This is a genomic window from Pseudomonas sp. 9.2(2024), from assembly GCF_039695385.1.
Classification (GTDB): Bacteria; Pseudomonadota; Gammaproteobacteria; order Pseudomonadales; family Pseudomonadaceae; genus Aquipseudomonas; species Aquipseudomonas paraglycinae.
This window is the reverse complement of record NZ_CP155585.1, coordinates 583,304-607,368: the sequence shown is the minus strand read 5'-3', so window position 1 is coordinate 607,368 and position 24,065 is coordinate 583,304. Positions and strand designations below refer to the sequence as shown.

23 protein-coding genes and 1 tRNA gene are annotated in these 24,065 nt (G+C 60.3%); 15 read left to right on the top strand and 9 right to left on the bottom strand.

What is annotated here, in order from left to right; all coding sequences use genetic code 11:
* Positions 1 to 63: 63 nt before the first annotated feature.
* The 5 genes from gpmI (at position 64) to ABFB52_RS02710 (ending at position 6,619) form a co-directional block, all read left to right on the top strand.
* Positions 64 to 1,590, top strand: coding sequence for a 2,3-bisphosphoglycerate-independent phosphoglycerate mutase (gpmI, locus tag ABFB52_RS02730; protein WP_102717657.1), 1,527 nt, complete (start codon positions 64 to 66; stop codon positions 1,588 to 1,590).
* A gap of 136 nt (positions 1,591 to 1,726) precedes the next feature.
* Complete coding sequence (locus ABFB52_RS02725) at positions 1,727 to 3,031, top strand: murein hydrolase activator EnvC (RefSeq protein WP_085746379.1); 1,305 nt, start codon at positions 1,727 to 1,729, stop codon at positions 3,029 to 3,031.
* 31 nt (positions 3,032 to 3,062) lie between these two features.
* Entirely contained in the window at positions 3,063 to 4,382 is a 1,320-nt protein-coding gene (locus ABFB52_RS02720; protein ID WP_085654441.1) for a S41 family peptidase, read from the top strand.
* 2 nt (positions 4,383 to 4,384) lie between these two features.
* Positions 4,385 to 5,161: a divergent polysaccharide deacetylase family protein gene (locus ABFB52_RS02715; protein ID WP_085746378.1), complete on the top strand. Its 777-nt coding sequence runs from the start codon at positions 4,385 to 4,387 to the stop codon at positions 5,159 to 5,161.
* Between the two features lie 111 nt (positions 5,162 to 5,272).
* The gene (locus ABFB52_RS02710; RefSeq protein WP_165369552.1) at positions 5,273 to 6,619 is read left to right on the top strand and encodes a Vps62-related protein; all 1,347 of its coding nucleotides are present in this window, start codon (positions 5,273 to 5,275) and stop codon (positions 6,617 to 6,619) included.
* Here the strand turns inward: ABFB52_RS02710 and ABFB52_RS02705 are convergent.
* Positions 6,600 to 7,355, bottom strand: a complete 756-nt coding sequence (locus ABFB52_RS02705) for an ABC transporter substrate-binding protein (protein ID WP_085746376.1) — start codon at positions 7,353 to 7,355, stop codon at positions 6,600 to 6,602. The genes ABFB52_RS02710 and ABFB52_RS02705 overlap by 20 nt on opposite strands.
* Positions 7,356 to 7,570: 215 nt before the next feature.
* Between ABFB52_RS02705 and ABFB52_RS02700 the strand changes: the two genes are divergently transcribed.
* Positions 7,571 to 9,037 carry a serine protease gene (locus ABFB52_RS02700; protein ID WP_129973487.1) on the top strand — a complete coding sequence of 489 codons (1,467 nt, stop codon included), beginning with the start codon at positions 7,571 to 7,573 and terminating at the stop codon, positions 9,035 to 9,037.
* Positions 9,038 to 9,088: 51 nt separating this feature from the next.
* Here ABFB52_RS02700 and hisF read toward each other — a convergent pair whose 3' ends face one another.
* The 6 genes from hisF to ABFB52_RS02670 all read right to left on the bottom strand — a co-directional run bounded on the left by hisF (position 9,089) and on the right by ABFB52_RS02670 (position 14,137).
* Complete coding sequence (gene hisF / locus ABFB52_RS02695; RefSeq protein ID WP_007897430.1) at positions 9,089 to 9,859, bottom strand: imidazole glycerol phosphate synthase subunit HisF; 771 nt, start codon at positions 9,857 to 9,859, stop codon at positions 9,089 to 9,091.
* Between the two features lie 9 nt (positions 9,860 to 9,868).
* Positions 9,869 to 10,606: a 1-(5-phosphoribosyl)-5-[(5-phosphoribosylamino)methylideneamino]imidazole-4-carboxamide isomerase gene (hisA, locus tag ABFB52_RS02690; RefSeq protein WP_129973488.1), complete on the bottom strand. Its 738-nt coding sequence runs from the start codon at positions 10,604 to 10,606 to the stop codon at positions 9,869 to 9,871.
* A 102-nt stretch (positions 10,607 to 10,708) separates the two neighbouring features.
* Complete coding sequence (locus ABFB52_RS02685) at positions 10,709 to 10,969, bottom strand: DUF2164 domain-containing protein (RefSeq protein ID WP_011332018.1); 261 nt, start codon at positions 10,967 to 10,969, stop codon at positions 10,709 to 10,711.
* Positions 10,970 to 11,608: an imidazole glycerol phosphate synthase subunit HisH gene (gene hisH / locus ABFB52_RS02680; protein WP_007952546.1), complete on the bottom strand. Its 639-nt coding sequence runs from the start codon at positions 11,606 to 11,608 to the stop codon at positions 10,970 to 10,972.
* Entirely contained in the window at positions 11,608 to 12,201 is a 594-nt protein-coding gene (hisB, locus tag ABFB52_RS02675; RefSeq protein WP_007952547.1) for an imidazoleglycerol-phosphate dehydratase HisB, read from the bottom strand. The genes hisH and hisB overlap by 1 nt, the downstream gene beginning before the upstream one ends.
* 271 nt (positions 12,202 to 12,472) lie before the next feature.
* On the bottom strand, positions 12,473 to 14,137 hold the full coding sequence (locus ABFB52_RS02670) for an OFA family MFS transporter (protein ID WP_085608651.1): 1,665 nt from the start codon (positions 14,135 to 14,137) through the stop codon (positions 12,473 to 12,475).
* Positions 14,138 to 14,492: 355 nt separating this feature from the next.
* On the opposite strand from ABFB52_RS02670, the gene ABFB52_RS02665 reads away from it, so the two are divergent.
* The 5 genes from ABFB52_RS02665 to ABFB52_RS02645 all read left to right on the top strand — a co-directional run bounded on the left by ABFB52_RS02665 (position 14,493) and on the right by ABFB52_RS02645 (position 18,706).
* On the top strand, positions 14,493 to 16,718 hold the full coding sequence (locus ABFB52_RS02665; protein ID WP_129973489.1) for an AsmA family protein: 2,226 nt from the start codon (positions 14,493 to 14,495) through the stop codon (positions 16,716 to 16,718).
* Entirely contained in the window at positions 16,715 to 17,782 is a 1,068-nt protein-coding gene (gene mutY / locus ABFB52_RS02660; protein WP_129973490.1) for an A/G-specific adenine glycosylase, read from the top strand. The genes ABFB52_RS02665 and mutY overlap by 4 nt, the downstream gene beginning before the upstream one ends.
* Positions 17,779 to 18,051 carry an oxidative damage protection protein gene (locus ABFB52_RS02655; protein ID WP_007952551.1) on the top strand — a complete coding sequence of 91 codons (273 nt, stop codon included), beginning with the start codon at positions 17,779 to 17,781 and terminating at the stop codon, positions 18,049 to 18,051. Before mutY ends, ABFB52_RS02655 begins: the two co-directional genes overlap by 4 nt.
* A gap of 104 nt (positions 18,052 to 18,155) precedes the next feature.
* A tRNA-Phe gene (locus ABFB52_RS02650) sits at positions 18,156 to 18,231 on the top strand.
* Positions 18,232 to 18,367: 136 nt separating this feature from the next.
* Positions 18,368 to 18,706, top strand: coding sequence for a hypothetical protein (locus tag ABFB52_RS02645; protein ID WP_085746372.1), 339 nt, complete (start codon positions 18,368 to 18,370; stop codon positions 18,704 to 18,706).
* On the opposite strand, the gene ABFB52_RS02640 is transcribed toward ABFB52_RS02645, so the two are convergent.
* The gene (locus ABFB52_RS02640) at positions 18,703 to 19,152 is read right to left on the bottom strand and encodes a hypothetical protein (RefSeq protein WP_085746371.1); all 450 of its coding nucleotides are present in this window, start codon (positions 19,150 to 19,152) and stop codon (positions 18,703 to 18,705) included. The two genes, ABFB52_RS02645 and ABFB52_RS02640, sit on opposite strands and share 4 nt — an antisense overlap.
* 268 nt (positions 19,153 to 19,420) lie before the next feature.
* On the opposite strand from ABFB52_RS02640, the gene ABFB52_RS02635 reads away from it, so the two are divergent.
* Genes ABFB52_RS02635 through ABFB52_RS02625 form a run of 3 tightly spaced genes read left to right on the top strand, consistent with a single transcriptional unit; the run spans position 19,421 to position 21,267 of the window.
* A complete protein-coding gene (locus ABFB52_RS02635) occupies positions 19,421 to 20,374 on the top strand; it encodes an alpha/beta fold hydrolase (protein WP_129973491.1) in 954 nt (317 codons plus the stop codon).
* Positions 20,375 to 20,394: 20 nt separating this feature from the next.
* A complete protein-coding gene (locus ABFB52_RS02630; RefSeq protein WP_064592813.1) occupies positions 20,395 to 20,808 on the top strand; it encodes a hypothetical protein in 414 nt (137 codons plus the stop codon).
* Positions 20,809 to 20,814: 6 nt separating this feature from the next.
* Complete coding sequence (locus tag ABFB52_RS02625) at positions 20,815 to 21,267, top strand: hypothetical protein (RefSeq protein ID WP_011332010.1); 453 nt, start codon at positions 20,815 to 20,817, stop codon at positions 21,265 to 21,267.
* Positions 21,268 to 21,338: 71 nt separating this feature from the next.
* Here ABFB52_RS02625 and gabP read toward each other — a convergent pair whose 3' ends face one another.
* Positions 21,339 to 22,730, bottom strand: a complete 1,392-nt coding sequence (gene gabP, locus ABFB52_RS02620) for a GABA permease (RefSeq protein WP_129973492.1) — start codon at positions 22,728 to 22,730, stop codon at positions 21,339 to 21,341.
* Between the two features lie 552 nt (positions 22,731 to 23,282).
* Here gabP and ABFB52_RS02615 point away from each other — a divergent pair.
* Entirely contained in the window at positions 23,283 to 24,056 is a 774-nt protein-coding gene (locus tag ABFB52_RS02615; protein ID WP_007897462.1) for an ABC transporter ATP-binding protein, read from the top strand.
* The last annotated feature ends 9 nt before the right edge of the window (positions 24,057 to 24,065 follow it).

Here is a 24,065-nt window from a genome sequence, read left to right as displayed (position 1 = left end):
CTTCGCTTTAAACTCCAACTCCCTTTTCCATCGCCCTCTTCTTATTAGCCACGAGTGGATTCCATGACTACCACGCCTAAACCTTTGGTCCTGATGATTCTCGACGGCTTCGGTCACAGCGACAGCCCCGAATCCAACGCCGTCTATGCGGCCAAAAAGCCTGTGCTGGATCGCCTGTGGGCCACCGTGCCGAACGGCTTGATCTCGGGCAGCGGCATGGACGTCGGTCTGCCGGACGGCCAGATGGGCAACTCCGAAGTCGGCCACATGAACCTCGGCGCCGGCCGCGTGGTGTATCAGGACTTCACGCGTGTGACCAAAGCGATCCGCGACGGTGAGTTCTTCGAGAACCCGACCATCTGCGCCGCCGTGGACAAGGCCGTGGCCGCCGGCAAGGCCGTGCATTTCATGGGCCTGCTCTCGGATGGCGGCGTTCACAGCCATCAGGATCACCTGATCGCGATGGCCGAACTGGCCTTCAAGCGCGGCGCCGAAAAGATCTACCTGCACGCCTTCCTCGATGGCCGTGACACCCCGCCGAAAAGCGCAGCCTCGTCGATCGAACTGCTCGACGCGACCTTCCAGGCGCTCGGCAAGGGCCGCATCGCCAGCCTGATCGGCCGCTACTACGCCATGGATCGCGACAACCGTTGGGATCGCGTGTCCCAGGCCTACAACCTGATCGTTGATGGCCACGGCGAATTTAACGCCGCCACTGCCCAGGAAGGTCTGGAAGCCGCTTACGCACGTGGCGAGAGCGACGAATTCGTCAAAGCCACCAGCATCGGTGAGCCGGTGAAGGTCGAAGACGGCGACGCCGTGGTGTTCATGAACTTCCGCGCCGACCGCGCCCGCGAGCTGAGCCGCGTGTTTGTCGAAGACGGTTTCAAGGAATTCGAGCGCGCGCGCCAGCCGCAAGTGCAGTACGTGGGCCTGACCCAATATGCCGCCAGCATCCCGGCCCCCGCCGCCTTTGCCCCGGGCAGCCTGGAAAACGTGCTCGGCGACTACCTGGCGAAAAACGGCAAGACCCAGCTGCGCATCGCCGAAACCGAGAAATACGCCCACGTGACCTTCTTCTTCTCCGGCGGTCGTGAAGAGCCGTTCCCGGGCGAAGAGCGCATCCTGATCCCGTCGCCGAAAGTCGCCACCTATGACTTGCAGCCGGAAATGAGCGCGCCGGAAGTCACCGACCGCATCGTCGAGGCCATCGAGAACCAGCGCTACGACGTGATCGTGGTCAACTACGCCAACGGCGACATGGTCGGCCATAGCGGCGTGTTCGAAGCCGCGGTGAAAGCCGTGGAGTGCCTGGACACCTGCGTGGGTCGCATCGTCGAAGCACTGGAAAAAGTCGGCGGCGAAGCGCTGATCACCGCCGACCACGGCAACGTCGAGCAGATGGCCGACGAATCCACCGGGCAAGCCCACACCGCGCACACCACCGAGCCGGTGCCGTTCATCTATGTCGGCAAGCGTGACCTGAAAGTCCGCGAAGGTGGCGTGCTGGCGGACGTGGCGCCGACCATGCTGAAACTGCTGGGTCTGGAAAAACCGGCGGAAATGACTGGCACTTCGATTCTGGTCTGATATCAAAAACGCCCTGTAATCAGCCTGAAACGGCTTTTTATGACGAACGCCTCAAAGCAGTTGGCTTTGAGGCGTTTTTTTTGCCGCGTCGGGCGGGCATACTAGGCCGTCCCTTACCCTGGTGCCGCCCGCCTCTATGCTTCGCGTCCTGATCGCCCTCGCTCTGACATGCCTGCTCCAACCGGCCTTTGCGGATGAGCGCGCGCAAACCCAACAGCAACTGGACGCCACGCGCCAGGACATCGCCGAGCTGAAAAAACTGCTGGGCAAGCTCCAGGAAGAAAAATCCGGCGTGCAAAAGGAGCTCAAGGGCACCGAAACCGAGATGGGCAAGCTCGAGAAACAGGTCGAAGCCCTGCAGAAAGAGCTGAAGAAGAGCGAATCCGAGCTGCAGCGGCTCGATGCGGAGAAAAAAAAACTCCAGAGCGCGCGCACTGAACAGCAGCGACTGATCGCCATCCAGGCCCGCGCCGCCTACCAGAACGGTCGCCAGGAATACCTCAAGCTGCTGCTCAACCAGCAGAATCCCGAGAAATTCGCCCGCACCCTCACCTATTACGACTACCTGAGCCAGGCTCGCCTGGAGCAGCTTAAAAGCTTCAACGAAACCCTGCGCCAACTGGCCAACGTCGAAAAAGACATCGGCGTGCAGCAGGCGCAGTTGCTGGCGCAGCAAAGCGATCTCGACACTCAGCGCGAAGCGCTCGACAAGGTCCGCAAGGAGCGCCAGCAGGCCCTTGCCAAACTCAATGACGACGTGAAAGCCCGGGACCAGAAACTGGCCGCCCGCGAGCAGGATCAGGCAGACCTGTCTAAAGTCCTTAAAACCATTGAAGAAACCCTGGCCCGCCAGGCTCGTGAGGCAGAAGAAGCGCGGCAGAAAGCGCTCATCGCCCAGCAGGAAGCCGAAAAAAAGCGCTTGCGTGAGGCCCAAGCCCGCGCCGATGCGGACTCGGACACCAGCGACGCCCCGCGAAAACAAGCCAGACCCACACCTGGCGCGCTGGTTTCCAGCAGCGGCGAGACCTTCGGTGGCCCTTTTGCGTCAAGTCGGGGAAAACTTCCATGGCCGGTTGATGGTCGACTGCTGGCACGCTTCGGTGAAACCCGTGGCGACGATGCCCGCACCAAGTGGGACGGCGTGATGATCAGCGCCTCCGCCGGCAGCCAGGTGCATGCCGTACACGGCGGGCGCGTGGTGTTTGCCGACTGGCTGCGCGGTGCCGGGCTGCTGGTGATCCTTGATCACGGCAACGGTTTTCTGAGTCTTTACGGTCACAACCAGACGCTGCTCAAGTCGGCGGGTGACGTGGTAAAAGCCGGTGAGTCCATCTCCACTGTGGGTAACAGTGGCGGTCAGGACACACCAGCGCTGTATTTCGCAATTCGTCAGCAGGGTCACCCGAGTGATCCGGCGCAATGGTGCCGCGCGCAAGGATAAGCGCGCCGCCTAATTCAGGAGTTCGTTCGACATGCTGCATTTGTCCCGCCTTACCTCGCTGGCCCTGACGATCGCCCTGGTGATCGGCGCGCCTCTGGCGTTTGCCGCTCAACCGGCCCCGGCTGTCGCTCCGGCAGGCACTGCCGCCACCAGCAAGGCGCCGTTGCCGCTGGAAGAGCTGCGCACCTTTGCCGAGGTCATGGACCGGATCAAGGCGGCCTACGTCGAGCCGGTGGACGACAAGACCCTGCTGGAAAACGCGATCAAGGGCATGCTCAGCAACCTCGATCCGCACTCCGCCTACCTCGGCCCTGAAGACTTTGCCGAGTTGCAGGAAAGCACCAGCGGCGAGTTCGGCGGCCTGGGCATCGAAGTCGGCGCCGAAGACGGCTTCATCAAGGTCGTGTCGCCGATCGACGATACGCCAGCATCGAAGGCCGGCATCCAGGCAGGCGACTTCATCGTCAAGATCAACGGCGCGCCGACCCGTGGCCAGACCATGACCGAAGCCGTGGACAAGATGCGCGGCAAGATCGGCCAGAAGATCACCCTGACCCTGGTCCGCGACGGCGGTACGCCGTTCGATGTAACCCTGGCTCGCGCCGTGATCCAGGTGAAGAGCGTCAAGGCGCAACTGCTGGAATCGGGCTACGGCCTGATCCGCATCACCCAGTTCCAGGTCAAGACCGGCGAAGAGGTCTCCAAAGCCCTGGCCAAGCTGCGCAAGGACAACGGCAAGAAGCTCAACGGCATCATCCTTGACCTGCGCAACAACCCGGGCGGCGTGTTGCAGGCAGCGGTCGAAGTGGTCGACCACTTCATCACCAAAGGCCTGATCGTCTACACCAAGGGCCGGATCGCCAATTCCGAACTGCGCTTCTCCGCCACCGGCAAGGACGAAAGCGAAGCGGTGCCGATGGTCGTGCTGATCAACGGTGGCAGTGCCTCGGCCTCGGAAATCGTCGCCGGCGCCCTGCAGGACCAGAAACGCGCCGTGGTCATGGGCACCACCAGTTTCGGCAAGGGCTCGGTGCAGACCGTGCTGCCGCTGAACAACGACCGCGCACTGAAGATCACCACCGCTTTGTACTTCACGCCGAACGGCCGCTCGATCCAGGCCCAGGGCATTGTTCCGGACATCGAAGTACGCAAGGCCAAGATCACCAACGAAGCGGACGGCGACTACTTCAAGGAAGCCGACCTGCAAGGTCACCTGGGCAACGGCAACGGCGGCGCGGACAAACCGACCGGTTCCGGCGGCAAGGCCAAGGCGATGCCGCAGGATGACGATTACCAGCTGGCCCAGGCCCTGAGCCTGCTCAAAGGCCTGAGCATCACGTCCGGCCGTTGAGGATGTCTTTGCGTTTCGTCTTTGTCCTGCTGTGCTGCCTGGCGGGTGCTGCTCACGCAGAACCTGCCAGACCAACACCTCAAAAAGCCTACCTGACGCTGATCATCGACGACCTGGGGCAGAACCTGCCCCGGGATCGTCGCGTGCTGGCCCTCCCCGGGCCGGTGACTACAGCGATCATGCCCGACACCCCGCACGCCACCGAATTCGCCCGCGAAGCTCATCGCGCCGGCAAGGTCGTGATCCTGCACATGCCGATGGACCCGGCCACCGGCCCGTTCGCCTGGCATCCCGAACTGCCCATCGAAGAACTCGAAAAACGCCTGAACGCTGCGTTCAGAATGGTCCCCTACACCGCTGGCATCAACAACCACATGGGCAGCCGCATGACTGCGCAGCCGGTGGCCATGGCGTGGTTGATGGGCGAGTTGCAGCGTCGCCACAAGTTCTTCGTCGACAGCCGCACCAGCGCCCAGACCGTCGCTGCGCAACAGGCACAGAAGATTGATCTGGCGAGTGTTTCGCGGGATGTGTTTCTCGATGACGAGCGCACAGAAGCGGCGATCCTGACTCAATTGCAGACAGCGATCAGTCTGGCGCACAAACAGGGTTCGGCCGTGATGATCGGCCACCCTTATCCACAGACGCTGGCGGTGCTGGAGCGCGAACTACCCAAATTGAAAGCTCAGGGCATCGAGTGGATCGACATCAAGCAGATGATCAGTGTGCGCAGCAATCGCGCTACAGCCGCTCACGGCCACAACGGCATTTACCGGTAGTACCCCGCCACACCCGATAAATAGTTACCGCCCGTCCCCTTGGCCAATTCCGGATATTGAGACCTGCAACAGGTCGCGACCACGAGTCGCCTTTCACTATCAGGAATGACCATGAACAGCGAAAACAGTGAAACCACGGCCGACAGGCCAATGGAGTCGATCCAGGTCGATAACCTGCTGATCAACTTCACCACCGAATTCCAGCGGATCTGGAACTGCAATGGCTCGGGATCGACACCCTGCGCGCTCTGGCGTCCGGTGCCATCCCCCGACTCGCTGCCTGGCTTTTACCCCCTCGGGGACGTCGCCATCTCCGGCAACGGCAATATCAATGGCAGCAAGATCGTGGCCGTTGTCCGCGAAGGCCTTGCCGCAAATGGCGAAACCGCGCAAACAAATGCACTCAGTCCACCGGATGATTTCGAAGAAATCTGGAGCGATGCAACCTCGACGCCGGCGGGGGGGACGCTATGGCGGCCGATCGCGCCTGAGGGGTATGTGGCACTGGGAACGGTGTGCTCCATCAACCACGAAAAGCCTTTACTGAGCTCGGTACGTTGCGTGCGCGAAGATCTGGTGATTGAGGCCAGTGTCGCCGAGTTGATCTGGAATGATCGGGGAGATCGTTCCCGCCAGTATTTCAGCGCCTGGAGCATCGCTCCTCCGGTTGCCGATGCAGGTGCGATCAACTTCACGGCAGGCACGTTCATCGCTTCCGGCAACTCTGACAGCCCCGAGAATGAAGCCGAAGCCTATTCATTGCGAATGCAGATTACGGTACAGAGCAATCCAGCGCCTGAACTTCCGGAACTGTCAGGATTCGAAGCGCCGGAACCGCTCGAGCCCTCGCAACCGACCCACACTGCCAGGCTGCCCTGGTTTGCGGTGGAAGACCACGGTCAGCCATCACTGAAGAGATTCCGCCAATCGCCCTACTATTACCTGCAAAGGACTGACCGGTATGTGCTCATCGGCTCCAGCCATAACACGACTGACAAGAGCAGCCTGTTTCACTGGACGTTGCCTCGTGTTCTGAGCCGCCGCGATCTGCGGCTTTTCAACCGCATCAGTGCAATACAGGTCCCGGGGGTTTGGCCAGCGAGCGACTCAACGGTTGAACGGCCGATAAGGTTCTCGGCAAGGCTGGGCGAAACCTTCACCCACACCGAAACCTCGAGCATCGGATGGACCACGCCGGACATCGTGGCGGTCGCCGCCAACGTGACGAAACACAAGATGATGGCGCTGTATCAACTGCAGAGTAACTACGATCTCTGGCGGGACAACCGAACGGAAACCGCCATCAACTTCAGGTACTCAGACAGAAACAGCCTGCACTGGCTCGAATACCCGCCAGAAGTCGCGAGTGACGCCATGGTGCCACTCCCGTCAGTGCCGGAACAGCCGGAATCTCCCGAGTTACCAGAGTCGCCAGAAATTACAGATACCGCCCCATGATCTCGTCGACCACGCCGTCCTTGCGCATCTGTTCGAGCGCCGCCTGAAGCTTGGCAACGGCTTCGTCCGGCACGTCCTTGTTCAGCGCCAGATACAGTTCGGCGCTGTTGAAACGCAGTACGGTTTTCAACCCGGTCACGCCATCCTGCCGCGCCAGATAACGTCCGGCAGGATCGCCGGTGGCCCAGAGGTCGATCTGGCCGCTGACGAGTTTTTTCGCGTTGTCCTGATCACGCAGCACCACCACCGGCTTCAAACCCTGCTTGGTCAGAGTCTCGGCAATCGCATCGCCCTTGTAGGCGCCGATCTTGTACTTGCGCGCGTCATTGAGTGTTTCGAGGGTGATCTTGCTGTCGGCCCTGGCCAGCATGACCCAGTCGTCCGGGCCGATCGGGCCGACCCACTTGAAGAGCTTTTCGCGATCCGGCAGGCGTGCCATGACGAACGCACCGTAGCCGGGATTCTCCAGCGCCAGCTTGTAGACCCGCTCCCATGGGAAACGCAGGGTCAGGCTGTAAGTGATGCCGGCACGCTTGAACATCTCGCGCACGATGTCCGTGGCGATGCCGTTGATGTTTTCGTCCTGGGCGAAATTCTTGCCGTTCTTCGCCATGTTGTACGGCGGGAAGTTTTCGGTGAGGAGCACCAGATCGGTGTCGGGACTTTCCTCGGCGTGGCCGGTGTTGATCAACAACACGGAGGCACTGGCGAGGGCGAGAAGCAGGCGTTTGATCATGTCGGGCTACCGAAATCCATGGCGTGCCCAAGAGTGCCTTGGGTACGCCATGCTGTCTACTGGCGTTATGACTTCATACCGATCAGGTCTTCCATTCTGGAAAACCAATCCTTGGGTAGTAGATAACTACCACCGCGCCGCTCTTGATCCCTGGTTTATTGGCGTAATCCAGCACCACCGTTGTGCTTTAACCAATAAACCCAAGAGCGTTAACGATGTATTCAATCAAATTACTGTTGTTCTGCACATTAGGACTCTTCTTTTCCACCTGCATCGCGGCCAGTCACGACTATGGCGAAGGCGTTAAGCGTCTGTTACCTGCAATCCCCCTGGATAACCGCGATGGCTCACGCGATCACTGGCAGGGTATCGGTCGCCTGACGACCGGCTCCACTTGCACCGCTACCTTGCTTGATACGCTGGAAACAACAGGCGTCCAGCGCCCTCCGGCTTATGTTCTGACTGCTGGCCATTGCATCAACCTGTCCAACGGCCAGATCATGCAAAACCAACCCATACAAGGAACCATGACCTTTAATTACTTTGACGATGTCGAAAAACATAAAACCTACAACCTGAAAAACGTGAAATGGCGCAGCATGCAAGGTGTCGACATCGCCATCGTCCAACTTGATGTCAGCCTGAAAACACTTATGGAGGACGGGATAAAACCTCTGAAGCTGGCCACGGGCACACCCGCCCTCAATTCGGACGTTCTGGTTGTGGGAGCGCCACAGTATCGAACGCTTGAAATGACAGCCTGCACGCTCAAATCCTCTCCGGACATCATTGAAGGAGATTGGGTGTGGCGTAATAACTTCAAGACTCGTTGCAAGAGTAATAAAGGAGGTGTCTCAGGAGCACCGCTGCTTGATCGCTACACCAATGAAATCATCGGTGTCGTGGGTACTGGTAACGAGCATCCGCCCATAGCTCCTTGCGACCTGAACGAACCCTGTATACCAACGAGAAAAGGTTACTCTGCAATCCAAGGCAATCTTTACGGAAGTCTCGTACCCCACCTGAGAAGTTGCTTCCGATCTGGCTTTCTATTTGAAAACTACTGCGAACTCTATCCGACATTCAATGTAGAAACAGACAAGCCAACCTCCGCCAAATACAAGAAAATCAAGATATCGGAAAGCGGCTATGCCATAGCACCGACTTGGGATTACCGGTTCTCGATCGACACAGCGTTCTATCGTCACAAGACAGTACGCGTGGCAAAACAATGCGAAAACCCCTTGCACTATTCCGCCGCGATCAGTGCCGAAAACTCCATCATCAATACCAAGATAGGTTCCAGAACCGGGCGTTATTTCCTTTGCATCATTGGCACAAACTCTTCCAGGTCAGAGTTACCGCCAGGACTCTTACGAAATGCCTTGTCGCTGCCTATCGTTCTGATTGAGGACGAAATCGTTCCGCTTCCTGATCTCAGCCTGAAAAAAAGACCCGCTTATATTTTGGTGACTTCGGAAGGGGCAAGCAAAATGTACTCCTACAAAGTCGGTCCATCCGACAGCACTGACTGTCAAGCCCCCGATGGATTCAGCCCAAAGTCGGAGTATATGGAAGTCTATCTTCTCAAAAAGGATTTGCCTGCCACACTATGCAGTGTTGCGTATGACCGATCAGATGACAGGTCAGAGGTAAGGGTTGACCAGCTCAACACGCTTTAACTCACCAGACCTGCAGCCCCTTTGAAGCTACTCCTCCAAAGGGGATGCTTGCTAGCGCATCACGATGCCGCGGTGCGCCATGTAGGCCTTGGCTTCTTGAACGGTGTATTCGCCGAAGTGGAAAATACTCGCCGCCAATACTGCGCTGGCGTGGCCTTCAAGGATGCCGTCAGCCAGATGCTGCAGGTTGCCGACGCCGCCGGAAGCGATCACCGGAATGCCCAGCGCATCGCTGATGGCGCGGGTCACGCCGAGGTCAAAGCCGTTTTTCATGCCGTCCTGATCCATGCTGGTCAGGAGGATTTCACCGGCACCCAGGCCTTCCATTTTCTTCGCCCACTCGACGGCGTCGAGGCCGGTCGGTTTGCGACCGCCGTGGGTGAAGATCTCCCAGCGCGGGGTTTCGCCCGGGCCCGAAACCTTCTTTGCGTCGATGGCGACGACAATGCATTGCGAGCCGAAATGCTGCGCCGCTTCGCCGACGAATTCCGGGTTGAACACAGCAGCGGTGTTGATCGACACCTTGTCCGCACCGGCGTTGAGCAGGTTGCGGATGTCCTGCACGGTCCGCACGCCACCGCCGACGGTCAGCGGAATGAACACCTGACTGGCCATGCGCTCGACGGTGTGCAGCGTGGTGTCACGGCCATCGACGCTGGCGGTGATGTCGAGAAAGGTAATCTCGTCGGCACCCTGCTCGTCGTAGCGACGGGCGATTTCCACCGGGTCGCCGGCGTCACGGATGTTCTCGAACTTCACACCTTTGACGACCCGGCCGTTGTCCACGTCCAGGCAAGGGATGATGCGTTTGGCCAGCGCCATGGTCAGTCCTCAGCCTTGGTACGAATCGCAGAAAGCTTGCGCTTCGGCGACGTCGAGAGTGCCTTCGTAGATCGCCCGGCCGGTGATGGCGCCGATGATGCCCGGTGCCTTGGCGTCGAGCAGCGACTTGATGTCACCCAGGTTGTGAATGCCGCCGGAAGCGATCACCGGGATCTTGGTGGCAGCCGCCAGCGCGGCGGTGAACGGAACGTTGCAGCCCTGCATCATGCCGTCTTTGGCGATGTCGGTATAAATGATCGAGGACACGCCGTCGGCTTCAAACTGCTTGGCCAGATCGATAACCTGCACGGTGCTGATTTCAGCCCAGCCATCGGTGGCGACAAAACCGTCCTTGGCATCCAGACCGACGATGATCTTGCCCGGGAACGCGCGGCAGGCTTCAGCGACGAACGCCGGATCCTTCACCGCTTTGGTGCCGATGATCACGTAGCTGACGCCCGCCTTGACGTAGTGCTCGATGGTTTCCAGCGAACGGATGCCGCCGCCGATCTGGATCGGCAGGGTCGGGTAGCGCTTGGCGATCGCGGTCACCACTTCGCCGTTGACCGGCTGGCCTTCGAAAGCGCCGTTCAGGTCGACCAGATGCAGACGGCGGCAGCCGCCCTCCACCCACTTGGCAGCCATGCTCACCGGGTCATCGGAGAACACTGTGGAATCTTCCATGCGGCCCTGGCGCAGACGTACGCAGGCACCGTCTTTAAGATCGATAGCGGGAATAATCAGCATGCTTTTTCCTTCGTCAAAAGAGCTGCAAGCTGCAAGCCATAAGCTGCAAGCGCGCACGCGTGTGTACTTCTTGCAGCTTGCAGCTTGAAGCTTGCCGCTGCCCTAATTCTTCTCGAGCGCCCACAGGTCGCTTTCGATGCTTTCAAACCGCTCCTTGAGGTGGGTCTGCACATCGAAAATCGCCCTGTTGTAATAGTGCGGAGCAATTTCGCGGGTAAACAGCTCAAGAATTTCCGCCGCCTCGAACGAACCCAGGTCCAGTTCGAAACGATCCTCCATGAACCGCTGAATCTTGCGGTTGGCTTCACTCTCCTGCTCGGGAGTGAGGGTCAGGATCGGCGGCTTGGATTTCTTGACGGCCATTTACCAGCGACCGTCCCACGCCGCGAAGTTCTGCAGCAATTGCAGGCCATGGGTATGGCTCTTCTCCGGGTGGAACTGCACGGCGAAACGCGAACCTTCGGCCAGCGCCGCGGCGAAATCGACGCCGTAATGACCGCTGCCAACCACCTGCCGCGGGTTACCGGCGGCGATGTAATAGCTGTGCACGAAGTAGAAACGCGCCAGGTCCGGAATGTTGTGCCACAGCGGGTGATCCACCGCCTGCTTCACTTCGTTCCAGCCCATGTGCGGGACTTTCAGGTGCTCGCCGTCTTCATGCAGGTCTTTGCCGAAGAACTTCACCGCGCCCGGGAACAGGCCGATGCAGTCGACGCCGTCGTTCTCTTCGCTGCTGTCGAGCAAGGCTTGCATGCCGACGCAGATGCCGAGGAACGGACGATCCTGACTGACTTCACGCACCAGCGAATCGAAACCGAGGCGACGGATCTCCGCCATGCAATCGCGAATCGCGCCGACACCGGGGAAAACCACACGGTCAGCTTCGCGGATCACTGCCGCATCGCTGGTGATCAGCACCTTGCCGGCACCGACGTGCTCGAGGGCCTTGGCCACCGAGTGCAGGTTGCCCATGCCGTAGTCGATAACTGCAACCGTCTGCATTACAGGACGCCCTTGGTCGAAGGCATCTGGCCGGCCATGCGGTCATCCAGCTCGACGGCCATGCGCAGCGCGCGGCCGAATGCCTTGAACACGGTTTCGATCTGGTGGTGGGTGTTGGTGCCGCGCAGGTTGTCGATGTGCAGGCTGACCAGTGCGTGGTTGACGAAGCCCTGGAAAAATTCTTGGAACAGGTCGACGTCGAAGCCGCCAACGGTGGCGCGGGTGTACGGCACGTGCATCTGCAGGCCTGGGCGGCCGGAGAAGTCGATCACCACGCGCGACAGCGCTTCATCGAGCGGCACGTAGGCGTGGCCGTAGCGACGGATGCCTTTCTTGTCGCCAATGGCTTGCGCGAAGGCCTGGCCGAGGGTGATACCGACGTCTTCCACCGTATGGTGGTCGTCGATATGCAGATCGCCCTTGCATTCGATATCCAGGTCGATCAACCCGTGACGGGCGATCTGATCCAGCATGTGCTCAAGAAAAGGAACACCGATATTGAATCGGGCCTTTCCGGTGCCATCAAGGTTGATCGAGGCTTTGATCTGGGTTTCCAGAGTGTCGCGCTCGACAGACGCCTTACGTTCGGCCATCACCAGCTCCGCAAAATCATTGGGCGAAAAAGGCAGCCATTATAGGGGCGCGGGGCCGAAACAGAAACACGAGAGGTGCAATGACTGACGGATAGAACCCCGTGCTGTCGGGGATAGACATGTCCATACAAGCATCGAAAGGCGCTGATCGCTCCCACGCTCTGCGTGGGAGTGCAGCCCCGGACGCTCTGCGTCCACTTCGAATGTGACGCAGAGCGTCACAGGGAGACATTCCCACGCAGAGCGTGGGAACGATCAGGTGTAAACGAACTTAGTGAAACAGAACCGCCGTCTTCTGCAGGGTCACCCAAACACCCCACGCCAACGGAATCCCCACCACCAGCCACGCAGCGATCGCCAATGGCTTGCTGCCCGGCGCGGCTTTCCACTCCAGCACGGTGCTGGCATCAGCACCCTTGTCGTGGCCCAGCGCCTGTTCGGCGGCCAGTTCGGCGTCGGTCATGAAGTACTTGTCGGCCACCGGGCGCACCAGCAGGTTGCACAGGAAGCCCAGCACCAGCAGGCCAGCGAGGATGTACAGGGTGATGTCGTAAGCAGCGGCGCGTTCAACACCGATGCTCAGCTGATACTCACGCAGGTAGTTCACCAGCACCGGACCCAGCACGCCAGCGGCAGCCCAGGCAGTCAGCAGACGACCGTGGATCGCGCCCACCATCTGCGTACCGAACAGGTCGGCCAGATACGCTGGAACGGTCGCGAAACCACCGCCGTACATCGACAGGATGATGCAGAACGCCGCCACGAACAGCGCAACGTTGCCCAGGTGACCGAGGTTCGGGATCAGTGCGTACAGCGCAAAACCCAGCGCGAAGAACACGAAGTAAGTGTTCTTGCGGCCCAGGTAGTCCGAGAACGACGCCCAGAAGAAACGACCGCCGATGTTGAACAGGCTCAGCAGACCGGTGAAACCGGCCGCAATCGCAGCGATGGAAGCCAGTTGACCGGCATCCAGCTGACCGAACGGCAGATCGTTGCCCAGCAGCTTGCCACCGAACACCTCCTGCAACAGTGGCGAAGCCATGCCGAGGATGCCGATACCGGCAGACACGTTCAGGCACAGCACCAGCCACACCAGACGGAATTGCGGGGTTTTCCACGCCACATTCACGTGAACGTGACGGTGGGTGATCATCGCGTTCGAGGCTTTCTTAGCCGGAGCGGTCCAGCCTTCAGGCTTCCAGCCGGTTGGCGGTACGCGGTAGGCCAAGGCGCCACCGATCATGAACACGAAGTAGATCGCAGCCATGGCCACGAAGCTCTGCCACACGCCCACGCCAGCCGGCGAAGCGAAATGGCTCATCAGAGCGGTTGCCAGCGGAGCACCGACCATCGCGCCACCACCGAAACCCATGATTGCCATGCCGGTCGCCATGCCGCGCTTGTCCGGGAACCACTTGATCAGGGTCGAAACCGGCGAGATGTAGCCCAGGCCCAGACCGATACCGCCGATCACGCCGGAGCCGATCCACATCAGCCAGATCTGGTGGGTATAGATCCCCAGCGCAGAAATCAGCAGACCGCCGCACCAGCACAGTGCCGATACAACGCCGGCCTTGCGTGGCCCGGCGTGTTCGAGCCAGCCACCCCAGATCGCTGCCGAGCAGCCGAGGAAGATGAAGAACAGGGTGTAGATCCAGCCGAGCATGGAGATCGGCCAGTCGCATTGCGACGAGAACACTTGTGCGATGAAGCTCATGTCCGGTGCGCAAGCCACCGGCGCGGTGACGCCCAGCGCCTTGGACAGCGGCAACCAGAACACCGAGAAGCCGTAGGCCATGCCGATGCACAGGTGAATGGCCAGAGCGGCCGGCGGGACCAGCCAACGGTTGAAACCGGGCTTGGCGATGATGCGTTCCTTGGACAGGAACCCGGGCTGATCGGCTTTGAAGCCGTCCGCCGTAATGGTCGTGCTCATTGTGTATCCCCCAATTATTAGTATGGTTCGCCAGCCACTGCCCACCCCGGCCTTTATGCACGCAGGCATGACCGTTTTTTTGCGGGTGAAGCTCCTTGAAAGCGCGACGTTAAGTCGCAGATGGGCGTACGAACGGGCGAAGGTTACCATTTGCACGTGACAGAAAAACCAAACTGATATCACCTTTTTTGAGTCATCTGATCTCCTGATGCCGGGGAACCCCGATGCCGATCGTTGTCGAAGCGCTGTACATCAAGGTTCAGCAGGCTGCACGGGACACCGCAACAGCGCGGGTTGATGCAGCGCTATACTCCCCGGCTAAATTACGAATTCGACTACTTACAAGGACTCGCCCATGAAAGCGTTCGGCAAAATCCTGGGTCTGGTACTTCTCGGGCTGTTGCTGATCATTGTGGCGGCGGGCTTCGCCCTGACCCACCTGTTTGATCCCAACGACTACAAAGACGAGATCCGCCAGATTGCCCGCGACAAGGCCCACATCGAGCTGACGCTCAATGGCGACATCGGCTGGAGCCTGTTCCCGTGGCTCGGCCTGGAACTGCACGAGGCCAGCGTCGCGACCCTGGCCAAGCCTGCCGAACCGTTCGCCGACCTGCAGATGCTCGGCCTGTCCGTTCGCGTGCTGCCGCTGCTGCGCCGAGAAGTGCAGATGAGCGACGTGCGCGTCGAAGGCCTGAACCTGCGCCTGAACCGTGACAAGAATGGTCATGGCAACTGGGAAGACATCGGCAAGGTGCCGCCCAAGGCCGGCAGCGCCCCGGCGCCAACCACCACGGCCGAAACCGCCCCCGAGGCCCCTGCGCAACCGGAAAAACCGGCCCAGCCGATCCGCCTCGACATCGACAGCCTGACCGTCAACAACGCCCGCGTGGAATACAACGACGAGCTGACCGGCAAGCAATTCAGCGCCGAAAGCATCCAGCTGAGCACCGGCGCGGTTCACGATTCGACCAACATCCCGGTCAAAGCCACCGCGTTCCTCGGCACCAACCAGCCAGTGCTGCGGGTGCGCACCGAGCTCAACGGCGAGCTGCGCTTCGAGCGCGCCCTGCAACGCTACAAGTTCGAAGACCTGAAGCTGTCCGGCGAGGTCGCCGGCGATCCGTTGCAAGGCAAGACCGTGACCTTCGCCGCTCAAGGCCAACTGTTGCTGGACAAGGCCGCCAACGTCGCCGAATGGACTGGCATCAAGCTCTCGGTCAATCAGCTGCGCGCCCTGGGCGAACTGAAGGCCAACGACCTGGACAAGACGCCACAGATCACCGGCGGGATTTCCATCGCCCAGTTCGACCTGGCGAAATTCGTCGACAGCATCGGCCAGACCCTGCCGGCCATGGCCGAAGGCAGCCTGAGCAAGGTTGAACTGGTCAGCCGTGTCGCCGCGACGCCGACCAGCGTGTCACTGGACAACATCAACCTGAAACTCGACGACAGCAGCTTCAGCGGCCGCATCGCCGTCGAAGATTTCGCCAAGCAATCGCTGCGAGCGATCCTCAAGGCCGACACCTTCAACGTCGACCGTTATCTGCCGCCGAAATCGGAAAAAGCCAATAACGCTACCCAGGTCCGTCAGGCCGAAGTCGCCAGTACCGAGGCCGATGCGATGGCGGGTGCCGGCAGCACACCGCTGCCGGAAAAACCGAGCAAAAGCGCCTGGAGCACCGAGCGCCTGTTTCCTGTCGAGCGCCTGAGCAAACTCGACGTAAATGCCGACCTGACCTTCGGCCAGTTGACCCTCGACAAGCTGCCGATCCAGAACGCCGCGTTGAAAGCCACCGGCCAGGGTGGCCTGCTGACCCTGGAGAACCTGCGCGGCGAGTTGTACAACGGCGACTTCGAAGCCAAGGGCACGCTGGACGTGCGCCAGACCGCGCCGGTGCTGAACCTGCAAACCCGGATCAACCGGGTGCCGGTGGAGAAAATCCTCGAAAGCCAGGGCAAGAATCCGCCGGTCAAGGGTCTGGTCAATCTCACCAGCACCGTCACCGGTAGCGGCAACAGCCAGCAGGCGCTGATCGAAACCCTCAACGGCAACGCCAGCTTCGTGATCAACAACGGCGTGTTGCTCAACGCCAACCTTGAACAGCAACTGTGCAAGGGCATCGCCACCCTTAACCGCAAATCCCTGAGCGGCGAGCCGCGCGGCAAGGACACGCCGTTCCAGGAGCTCAAGGGCAACCTGACCTTCCGCAACGGCGTGGCCAGCAACCCGGACCTGAAAGTGCGCATCCCCGGCATGAGCGTCAACGGTGACGGCGATATCGACCTCAAAGTGCTGGGCATGGACTATCGCGTCGGCATCATCGTCGAAGGTGACACCAGCGCCATGCCGGACCCGGCCTGCCAGGTCGGCGACAAATTCGTCGGCATCGAATGGCCGCTGCGTTGCCGTGGCCCGCTGGAACTGGGCGCCAAGGCCTGCCGCGTGGACAACGAACGCATGGGCCAGGTCGCGAGCAAACTGGCCGGCGACAAGATCAGCGAAAAAATCGACGAGAAACTGGGTGACAAAGTCAGCCCGGAACTGAAAAACGCATTGAAGGGGCTGTTCAAGCGATGAGAGCGGAGCAGTTTTCCACGGCGGTGCTGGAATGGTTCGACCGCCACGGACGCCATGATTTGCCCTGGCAACAGAACATCAACCCGTATCGGGTGTGGGTGTCCGAGATCATGTTGCAGCAGACTCAGGTCAGCACCGTGCTCAATTACTTCGACCGGTTCATGGCGGCACTGCCGACGGTCGAAGCCCTGGCCGAAGCGCCGGAGGACGAGGTGCTGCACCTGTGGACGGGCCTGGGTTACTACACCCGCGCGCGCAACTTGCAGAAGACCGCGAAAATCGTCGTCAGCCAGTATGGCGGCGAGTTTCCGCGCGATGTCGAGAAGCTTACCGAGCTGCCGGGCATCGGCCTGTCCACCGCTGGCGCGATCGCCAGCATCAGCATGGGCCTGCGCGCGCCAATCCTCGACGGCAACGTCAAACGGGTGCTGGCGCGCTTTACCGCGCAGGAGGGCTACCCCGGCGAGCCAAAGGTCGCCAAACAGCTGTGGGCCAACGCCGAGCGCTTTACGCCGCAGGATCGGGTCAACGCCTACACCCAGGCGATGATGGATCTGGGCGCCACGCTCTGCACCCGCAGCAAGCCGAGCTGCCTCCTGTGTCCGCTGGAAAAGGGCTGCGAAGCGCACATGCTCGGCCTGGAGACGCGTTACCCGATCCCCAAACCGCGCAAGGCTATCCCGCAGAAACGCACGCTGATGCCGCTGCTGGCCAACGAGGAGGGCGCGATTCTGCTTTATCGCCGCCCGTCCAGCGGATTGTGGGGCGGTTTGTGGAGCCTGCCGGAACTCGATGGCCTCGACGACCTGCAACACCTCGCTGCGCAGCACTCGCTGGAACTGGGCGAGCAGCAGGCGCTGCCGAGCCTGGTCCACACCTTCAGCCACTTCCAGCTGTCCATCGAACCCTGGCTGGTTCAGGTGCAGGAGGCCGGCGGTCACGTGGCCGAGGCCGACTGGCTCTGGTATAACCTCGCCACCCCGCCGCGCCTGGGCCTCGCCGCCCCGGTCAAGACCTTGCTCGAACGCGCGGCCGCCGTCTTGAATGCAGGAGAGTCGACATGACCCGCACCGTAATGTGCCGCAAGTACAAAGAACAACTCGAAGGTCTGGAGCGCCCACCGTACCCGGGCGCCAAGGGCCAGGACATCTTCGAACACGTCTCGGCCAAGGCCTGGGCCGACTGGCAGAAACACCAGACCCTGCTGATCAACGAAAAACGCCTGAACATGATGAACGCCGAAGACCGCAAATTTCTTCAGGGCGAAATGGACAAGTACTTCTCCGGCGAGGAATACGCTCAAGCGGAAGGCTACGTTCCGCCTGCAGAGTAAACCCCGCGAAATCGGGGGTCGGATCGTAAGCGACGGAATTAATTTAAGAAATTTTAAAAAAGTCGTTGACGTAAATCCGAAAAACCCTTTTAATGCGCCCCGTTGCCCAGATAGCTCAGTCGGTAGAGCAGGGGATTGAAAATCCCCGTGTCGGCGGTTCGATTCCGTCTCTGGGCACCAAATACCGAAAACCCTGAATCGCAAGATTCAGGGTTTTTTTATGCCTGCGATTTGATGACGGCCCGATCCCGCCCTTCTTGCAGGCCGGAGTTCGCGATACGTTGCTCAACCCTTAAGGAAGAGGGTCATCCCCGCGATGAACCAGAAAAGAACCCGCGTTCCCCTGCCCCACCCCGCGCCGCCCGTAAAACGCACCGACTGGTTGATGATCGCTCTCGGCACCGTACTGACCCTCTGCGTAGGCCTGATCACTTATGAAACGGTGAACGGCCTGATTCAGGGACGCATCAGCAACATGGCTCGGGGGAAACACTTCGCCGTGTATTCACAGGCCGAACAGTCCTTCGACTTCTGGTTCACTGTTGCCACGCACTGCCTCTTCGCACTCTTCCTGTCGGGCGCTGCCTGGCTTCTGATCTGGATGGGACGCACCGCGACGGTCACGCCACCCGGGCGTGACCGTCGGCGACGTTAGGTGTTGTCGCTCCAGTGGAACACCAGATTGCGCGCAGCACCGCCGCCTACTTGCGCCACATCCCGACGCGTTTCACCCTTGCGGGTGGCGACGACCGTGTACTTGCCTGGCGGTAACTGAACGTACACCAATGGCCCGGTCTGATTCAGCGTCAGCACGGTTTGACCGGGGGCTTTCTGGATCGCCACGTCGACATCGGCGGTGTATTCGTTTTGCGTACCGACAGCGAAGGTCATGTGCAGGTTGTAGCCCGCGGATTGCTGAATGGCTTTCGACTCATCTTCACCAATCCCGCCGGCCAGATAGCGAACGCCGTTTTGCTCTTGCTGTTGAACCTGCACAGCGGAATTGTCGATCGGCTCCAGACTCGCAGCCTGCGCCATGATCGGAAACAGCAGTACCGCCGCAGCGGCAAGGGGCAGCACGAATGAAAGAACGCGTTTCATGAGGACGACTCCCGGGCTCTCGTGGAACCCAATCGTTACCTCTTTTTAGATTTTTTCTTGCGGGGCGGGTTTTAGAACGATTGGGAGTTGCCTTGAATGCGAAAAGGACTACAGCAGAGGTATCTTCCAGCCAATTCATGACGCACTGCGTCACGGATTGGCGACCGCCTAATCGAACCGTCAATCCGGTACGCACTGCGTACCAAGTCATTGCGTTACATCCCGCGTGAAGTTCATTCTCGACCCGTCCTAGCCAGGCTCGAAACCCGTGAACCTACAAACTGCGCCACATCCACTTGGCCAAGCATCCGACATTGAAAGCGAGCCCTTCCAAGAGCCCGCCGCCGACGGCTATCTGCTCGGCGGTTTCACCTGGCGTCACGCCTCAACGGATCCACAACGCCCGGTGGTGATCATCAACGCCGCCACGTCCGTGCGCTGCCGCCACTACTCGCGCTTCGCGGCCTATCTGTTCGCCAACGGCTTCGACGTGATCATTTACGACTACCGGGGCATTGGCGAGTCGCGGCCGAAGTCGATGAGGCATTTGCAGGCTTCGTGGACGGATTGGGGCGCGCTGGATTTCGAGGCGATGCTCAAACGCGCGCAGCGAGAGTTTCCCGGGCAGCCGATCGATGTGGTCGGACACAGCTTCGGTGGCTGCGCAGCAGGCCTGGGGGCGTCCGGAAAGATAATCCGACGACTGGTGACGGTCGGCGCGCAATTCGCTTACTGGCGCGATTACGCGCCCGAGCATCGCTGGCGAATGTTCGGCAAATGGCACCTGCTGATGCCGCTAGTCACGCTGCTCTGTGGCTACTTTCCGGGCAAACGACTTGGCTGGCTGGAAGACACGCCTGCCGGTGTGGTGCGCGACTGGAGCACGCCTGCCGCGCGTTACGAGCGGCGCCCGAGCGGGAGAACCATGGCGGACTTGCCCTTCGCCAACGTCCGGGCCAAAGCCCTGGCAATCAGCATCAGCGACGATCCCTACGGCACGATTCCCGCCATCGAACGCCTGCTGGCTTACTTCCAGAATGCGCAGAAGACCCACCTGCGAATCGAGCCGCAGGACATCGGCGAACAGCAAGTCGGACATTTCGCCTTTTTTCGCAGCGCATACCAAGCCACACTATGGCCCATCGCTCTGACCTGGCTGCAGACCGGCGAACTGGCCTCCGACACACCGGGGCGCACAATCCCACGCAGCCAAGCCCTTTAACGCACCACGGAACACACACCATGGCTTCCGCCAACAAGCAGCAAAAACGCGCCGCCCGGGCCAAGACCAAGGCCAAGCAGAACCGCACCAAACGTGCGGAAGCGCCGGTCGAGCTGGACCCGAACGACGACCGCATCGATTTCGAGTCGGTGGACCTGACCGAACTGTTCAAGAAAATGATCGACGCCGAAAAGATCAGCCAGCAGGCCCTGTGCACCGCGTTCCTCGAAGACCCGCTGCTGGAGCTGGTGTACGAGCAGGAAGGCGAAGAAGGCGCGATGGACTTCATCCTCGCCGCGCTGATCGAGTACCGCCAGTGGGCCACCGAGACGGACGAGGCTGGCGCTCTGGCGTGGATCGAATCGCCGGATTTCCAGAAAGACTATGTGGCCGCGTCCGACGCAATCGCCGCACAAACCCAACAGAAAAACTGAGTTCCCATGGCATCCCTGAACAAGCAACAGAAACGCGCCAAACGCGCCAAGGCCAAAGCCAAGCAAATCCGCATGGTCGGTCGCAAACCGCTGGCGCAGGACGATGACCTCGGTCACCTGGCCGAGCCGATCCCGGAATACACCCTGGCGATGTTCAGCAAGATGCGCGACGCCGAAGCCGTCAGCCGCAACGAAATGCTCCTGACGCTGTTGCGTGAGCTGGCGTTCATCATCGTCGATCATCCTGATCTGCTGGACATGGAAAACGCCGAGAACGAAGGCATGGCTGCCACTCACCTGGCCGCCGACATGCTGATCGACTACCGCATGTGGGCCGATGGCATGGATCGCGAGACCGCCCAGGCCTGGCTGAGCGAGCCGGAGTTCATCAGCGATTTCGGGATTGCGCTGGACACCTACGGCCAGTCGGTGGAAGCGCAGGAAGAGAAGAGCGAATAAACCGCTCGCAGTAACAAAAACGGCCGCTTGTCATCACTGACAAGCGGCCGTTTTGCATTACGCGATACGGATCAGTTCAAAACCACCGCACCACGGTTTTCTGCCTTGCGACGGCGTGCCACGAGCAAGCCAGTCGCGACAACCACCAGGCTCAGCAGGCCGGTCGCGAGGATTTCCACGCGGTGGGCCTCCTGGAACAGCATGATGGTCAGGGCCGCCACGATGAATACGATCACCGCGTAGGTCAGACCCGGGAACAGCCACATGCTGAAAACGATCTTCTCGCCGCGAGCCATGCGTTGTTTACGCATGCGCAGTTGCGAAATCGCGATCACCAGGTACACCAGCAGCGCGATGGCGCCGGAGCTCGCCAGCAGGAACTCGAACACCGCAGCCGGGGCCACGTAGTTGGCGAAGGTGCACAGGAACGCCGCGCCGGTAGACAGCATCACCGCCCAGTAAGGCGTGCCGCTCTTGTTGGTGCGGGTCGCCATGGCCGGTGCATCGCCACGCTTGCCGAGGGAGAACAGCATGCGCGAAGAGGTGTACAGCGCCGAGTTCAGGCAACTGGTCACCGCAACCAGAACCACGATGTCGACGATCATCTTGGCGTTCGGGATGCCCATGCGCTCAAGCACGGTCTGGTAGGAACCAACGCTGGCCAGAACCGGGTCGTTCCATGGCACCAGGGCCACAACGATGAAGATCGACACGAGGTAGAACAGGCCGATCCGCCAGATCACCGAGTTGGTGGCCTTGGAGATCTGCTTGCCCGGGTTCTTTGATTCCGCGGCCGCGATGGTCACGATCTCGGTACCCATGAAGGAGAACATGGTGGTCAGGATTGCGCCCAATACCGCACCCATGCCGTTCGGCAGGAAGCCCTGGGTGTCGAAGATGTGCGAAACGCCGCTGACCTGGCTGTTCGGCAGGAAGCCGAAAATGGCCGCGACGCCGAGGATGATGAAACCGATGATCGCCACGACTTTGAGCAGGGCGAACCAGAATTCGAACTCACCGTAGTTTTTCACGCTGAACAGGTTGGTCACGGTCAGCAGCATGGTGATGATCAGGGCGAAGGCCCAGATTTCCACACCGGGGAACCACGCGTGCAGGATGGTCGCGGCGGCGTTGGCTTCCAGCGGAATCACCAAGACCCAGAACCACCAGTACAGCCAGCCGATGGTGAAACCGGCCCAGTGACCGATAGCGCGGTCGGCGTAAGTCGAGAACGAGCCGGTGTCAGGCGAGGCAACAGCCATTTCGCCGAGCATGCGCATGACCAGCACAACCAGCGCGCCAGCAGCGGCGTAAGCCAGCAGAACAGCGGGACCGGCGGCGGCGATGGCGTGGCCGGAGCCGACGAACAGACCTGCACCGATCACCCCGGCGATCGACAGCATGGTCACATGACGCGGTTTGAGCCCCTGTTCGAGGCCATTGGAGCTTTGGGTACTGCTCATTGGAACTACCTTTGCGAGGAAAGCGATTGCGTCCGGCCCGTCTGGCGTTCCTTCTCGTAAAAAGAATCCAACGGGGCGTTCCGGATTCTGCACGCAATAAATGCGCCAAAATGTTTCAAACTCTTCTGCTCTGCGGTTTTCAGCGCGACCGGACAGTCATCGCAAGTCCTTGAGAATACTGGCCTTTCGCCAAAGCGTTACCCTGCGACTCACTTTTCAAACGAACGAGCGCACCAGAAACACACTGAAAAAGTGCGGGATGCACAATAAAAGGGCGAATGAGGAACGATCGGCCGGATAGCGCTTCCAACACCCCGCCAAAGGTGGCAACATCGCGCCTTTTTTTACGCGACACCCACGGGAATCAACGTTCAAACACCCGTTCGGTTGTTGATGGGGCGACAGTCTGCTGCGCCGATGCGACAACCTGCCACACGCCATCCGTTTACCGCTCGTAGCGCTGTTGGCTGCCATTGAAACGCTATGCTAGCTTGGCCGCCTCGCCAGGAAGGCCAACCAACAGCAGGAGCGCAACATATATGAGGAACGCACATGGCTGAGGCCACGCCCGCGCTTGAAATCCGCAACTTGCACAAACGCTACGGACAGCTTGAGGTGCTCAAAGGCATCTCGCTGACCGCCCGCGACGGCGATGTGATCTCGATCCTGGGTTCCTCCGGTTCCGGCAAGTCCACGTTCCTGCGATGCATCAACCTGTTGGAAAACCCGCATCAGGGCCAGATCCTCGTGGCCGGGGAAGAACTCAAGCTCAAGGCCGCCAAGAATGGCGAACTGGTTGCCGCCGACGGCAAGCAGATCAATCGCCTGCGCTCCGAGATTGGTTTTGTGTTTCAAAACTTTAATCTGTGGCCGCACATGAGCGTGCTCGACAACATCATTGAAGCCCCACGCCGCGTGCTCGGCCAGAGCAAGGCCGAAGCCATCGAGGTCGCCGAAGCGCTGCTGGCCAAGGTCGGCATCGCCGACAAGCGCCACGCCTACCCGGCGCAACTGTCCGGCGGCCAGCAACAGCGCGCGGCGATTGCCCGCACACTGGCGATGCAGCCCAAGGTGATCCTGTTCGACGAGCCCACCTCCGCCCTTGACCCGGAAATGGTCCAGGAAGTACTTAATGTCATCCGCGCATTGGCCGAAGAAGGCCGCACCATGCTGCTCGTGACCCATGAAATGGGCTTCGCCCGTCAGGTCTCCAGCGAAGTGGTGTTCCTCCACCAGGGCCTGGTAGAAGAGCAAGGATCGCCACAGCAGGTGTTCGAAAACCCGCTTTCGGCGCGCTGCAAACAATTCATGTCCAGCAACCGCTAACGGAGCTAC

Bases quoted from the DNA above. Each gene is read 5' to 3' on its own strand.
- gpmI (WP_102717657.1), top strand. From the start codon at position 64: ATGACTACCACGCCTAAACCTTTGGTCCTGATGATTCTCGACGGCTTC.
- ABFB52_RS02725 (WP_085746379.1), top strand. From the start codon at position 1,727: ATGCTTCGCGTCCTGATCGCCCTCGCTCTGACATGCCTGCTCCAACCG.
- ABFB52_RS02720 (WP_085654441.1), top strand. From the start codon at position 3,063: ATGCTGCATTTGTCCCGCCTTACCTCGCTGGCCCTGACGATCGCCCTG.
- ABFB52_RS02715 (WP_085746378.1), top strand. From the start codon at position 4,385: ATGTCTTTGCGTTTCGTCTTTGTCCTGCTGTGCTGCCTGGCGGGTGCT.
- ABFB52_RS02710 (WP_165369552.1), top strand. From the start codon at position 5,273: ATGAACAGCGAAAACAGTGAAACCACGGCCGACAGGCCAATGGAGTCG.
- ABFB52_RS02705 (WP_085746376.1), bottom strand. From the start codon at position 7,355: ATGATCAAACGCCTGCTTCTCGCCCTCGCCAGTGCCTCCGTGTTGTTG.
- ABFB52_RS02700 (WP_129973487.1), top strand. From the start codon at position 7,571: ATGTATTCAATCAAATTACTGTTGTTCTGCACATTAGGACTCTTCTTT.
- hisF (WP_007897430.1), bottom strand. From the start codon at position 9,859: ATGGCGCTGGCCAAACGCATCATCCCTTGCCTGGACGTGGACAACGGC.
- hisA (WP_129973488.1), bottom strand. From the start codon at position 10,606: ATGCTGATTATTCCCGCTATCGATCTTAAAGACGGTGCCTGCGTACGT.
- ABFB52_RS02685 (WP_011332018.1), bottom strand. From the start codon at position 10,969: ATGGCCGTCAAGAAATCCAAGCCGCCGATCCTGACCCTCACTCCCGAG.
- hisH (WP_007952546.1), bottom strand. From the start codon at position 11,608: ATGCAGACGGTTGCAGTTATCGACTACGGCATGGGCAACCTGCACTCG.
- hisB (WP_007952547.1), bottom strand. From the start codon at position 12,201: ATGGCCGAACGTAAGGCGTCTGTCGAGCGCGACACTCTGGAAACCCAG.
- ABFB52_RS02670 (WP_085608651.1), bottom strand. From the start codon at position 14,137: ATGAGCACGACCATTACGGCGGACGGCTTCAAAGCCGATCAGCCCGGG.
- ABFB52_RS02665 (WP_129973489.1), top strand. From the start codon at position 14,493: ATGAAAGCGTTCGGCAAAATCCTGGGTCTGGTACTTCTCGGGCTGTTG.
- mutY (WP_129973490.1), top strand. From the start codon at position 16,715: ATGAGAGCGGAGCAGTTTTCCACGGCGGTGCTGGAATGGTTCGACCGC.
- ABFB52_RS02655 (WP_007952551.1), top strand. From the start codon at position 17,779: ATGACCCGCACCGTAATGTGCCGCAAGTACAAAGAACAACTCGAAGGT.
- ABFB52_RS02645 (WP_085746372.1), top strand. From the start codon at position 18,368: ATGAACCAGAAAAGAACCCGCGTTCCCCTGCCCCACCCCGCGCCGCCC.
- ABFB52_RS02640 (WP_085746371.1), bottom strand. From the start codon at position 19,152: ATGAAACGCGTTCTTTCATTCGTGCTGCCCCTTGCCGCTGCGGCGGTA.
- ABFB52_RS02630 (WP_064592813.1), top strand. From the start codon at position 20,395: ATGGCTTCCGCCAACAAGCAGCAAAAACGCGCCGCCCGGGCCAAGACC.
- ABFB52_RS02625 (WP_011332010.1), top strand. From the start codon at position 20,815: ATGGCATCCCTGAACAAGCAACAGAAACGCGCCAAACGCGCCAAGGCC.
- gabP (WP_129973492.1), bottom strand. From the start codon at position 22,730: ATGAGCAGTACCCAAAGCTCCAATGGCCTCGAACAGGGGCTCAAACCG.
- ABFB52_RS02615 (WP_007897462.1), top strand. From the start codon at position 23,283: ATGGCTGAGGCCACGCCCGCGCTTGAAATCCGCAACTTGCACAAACGC.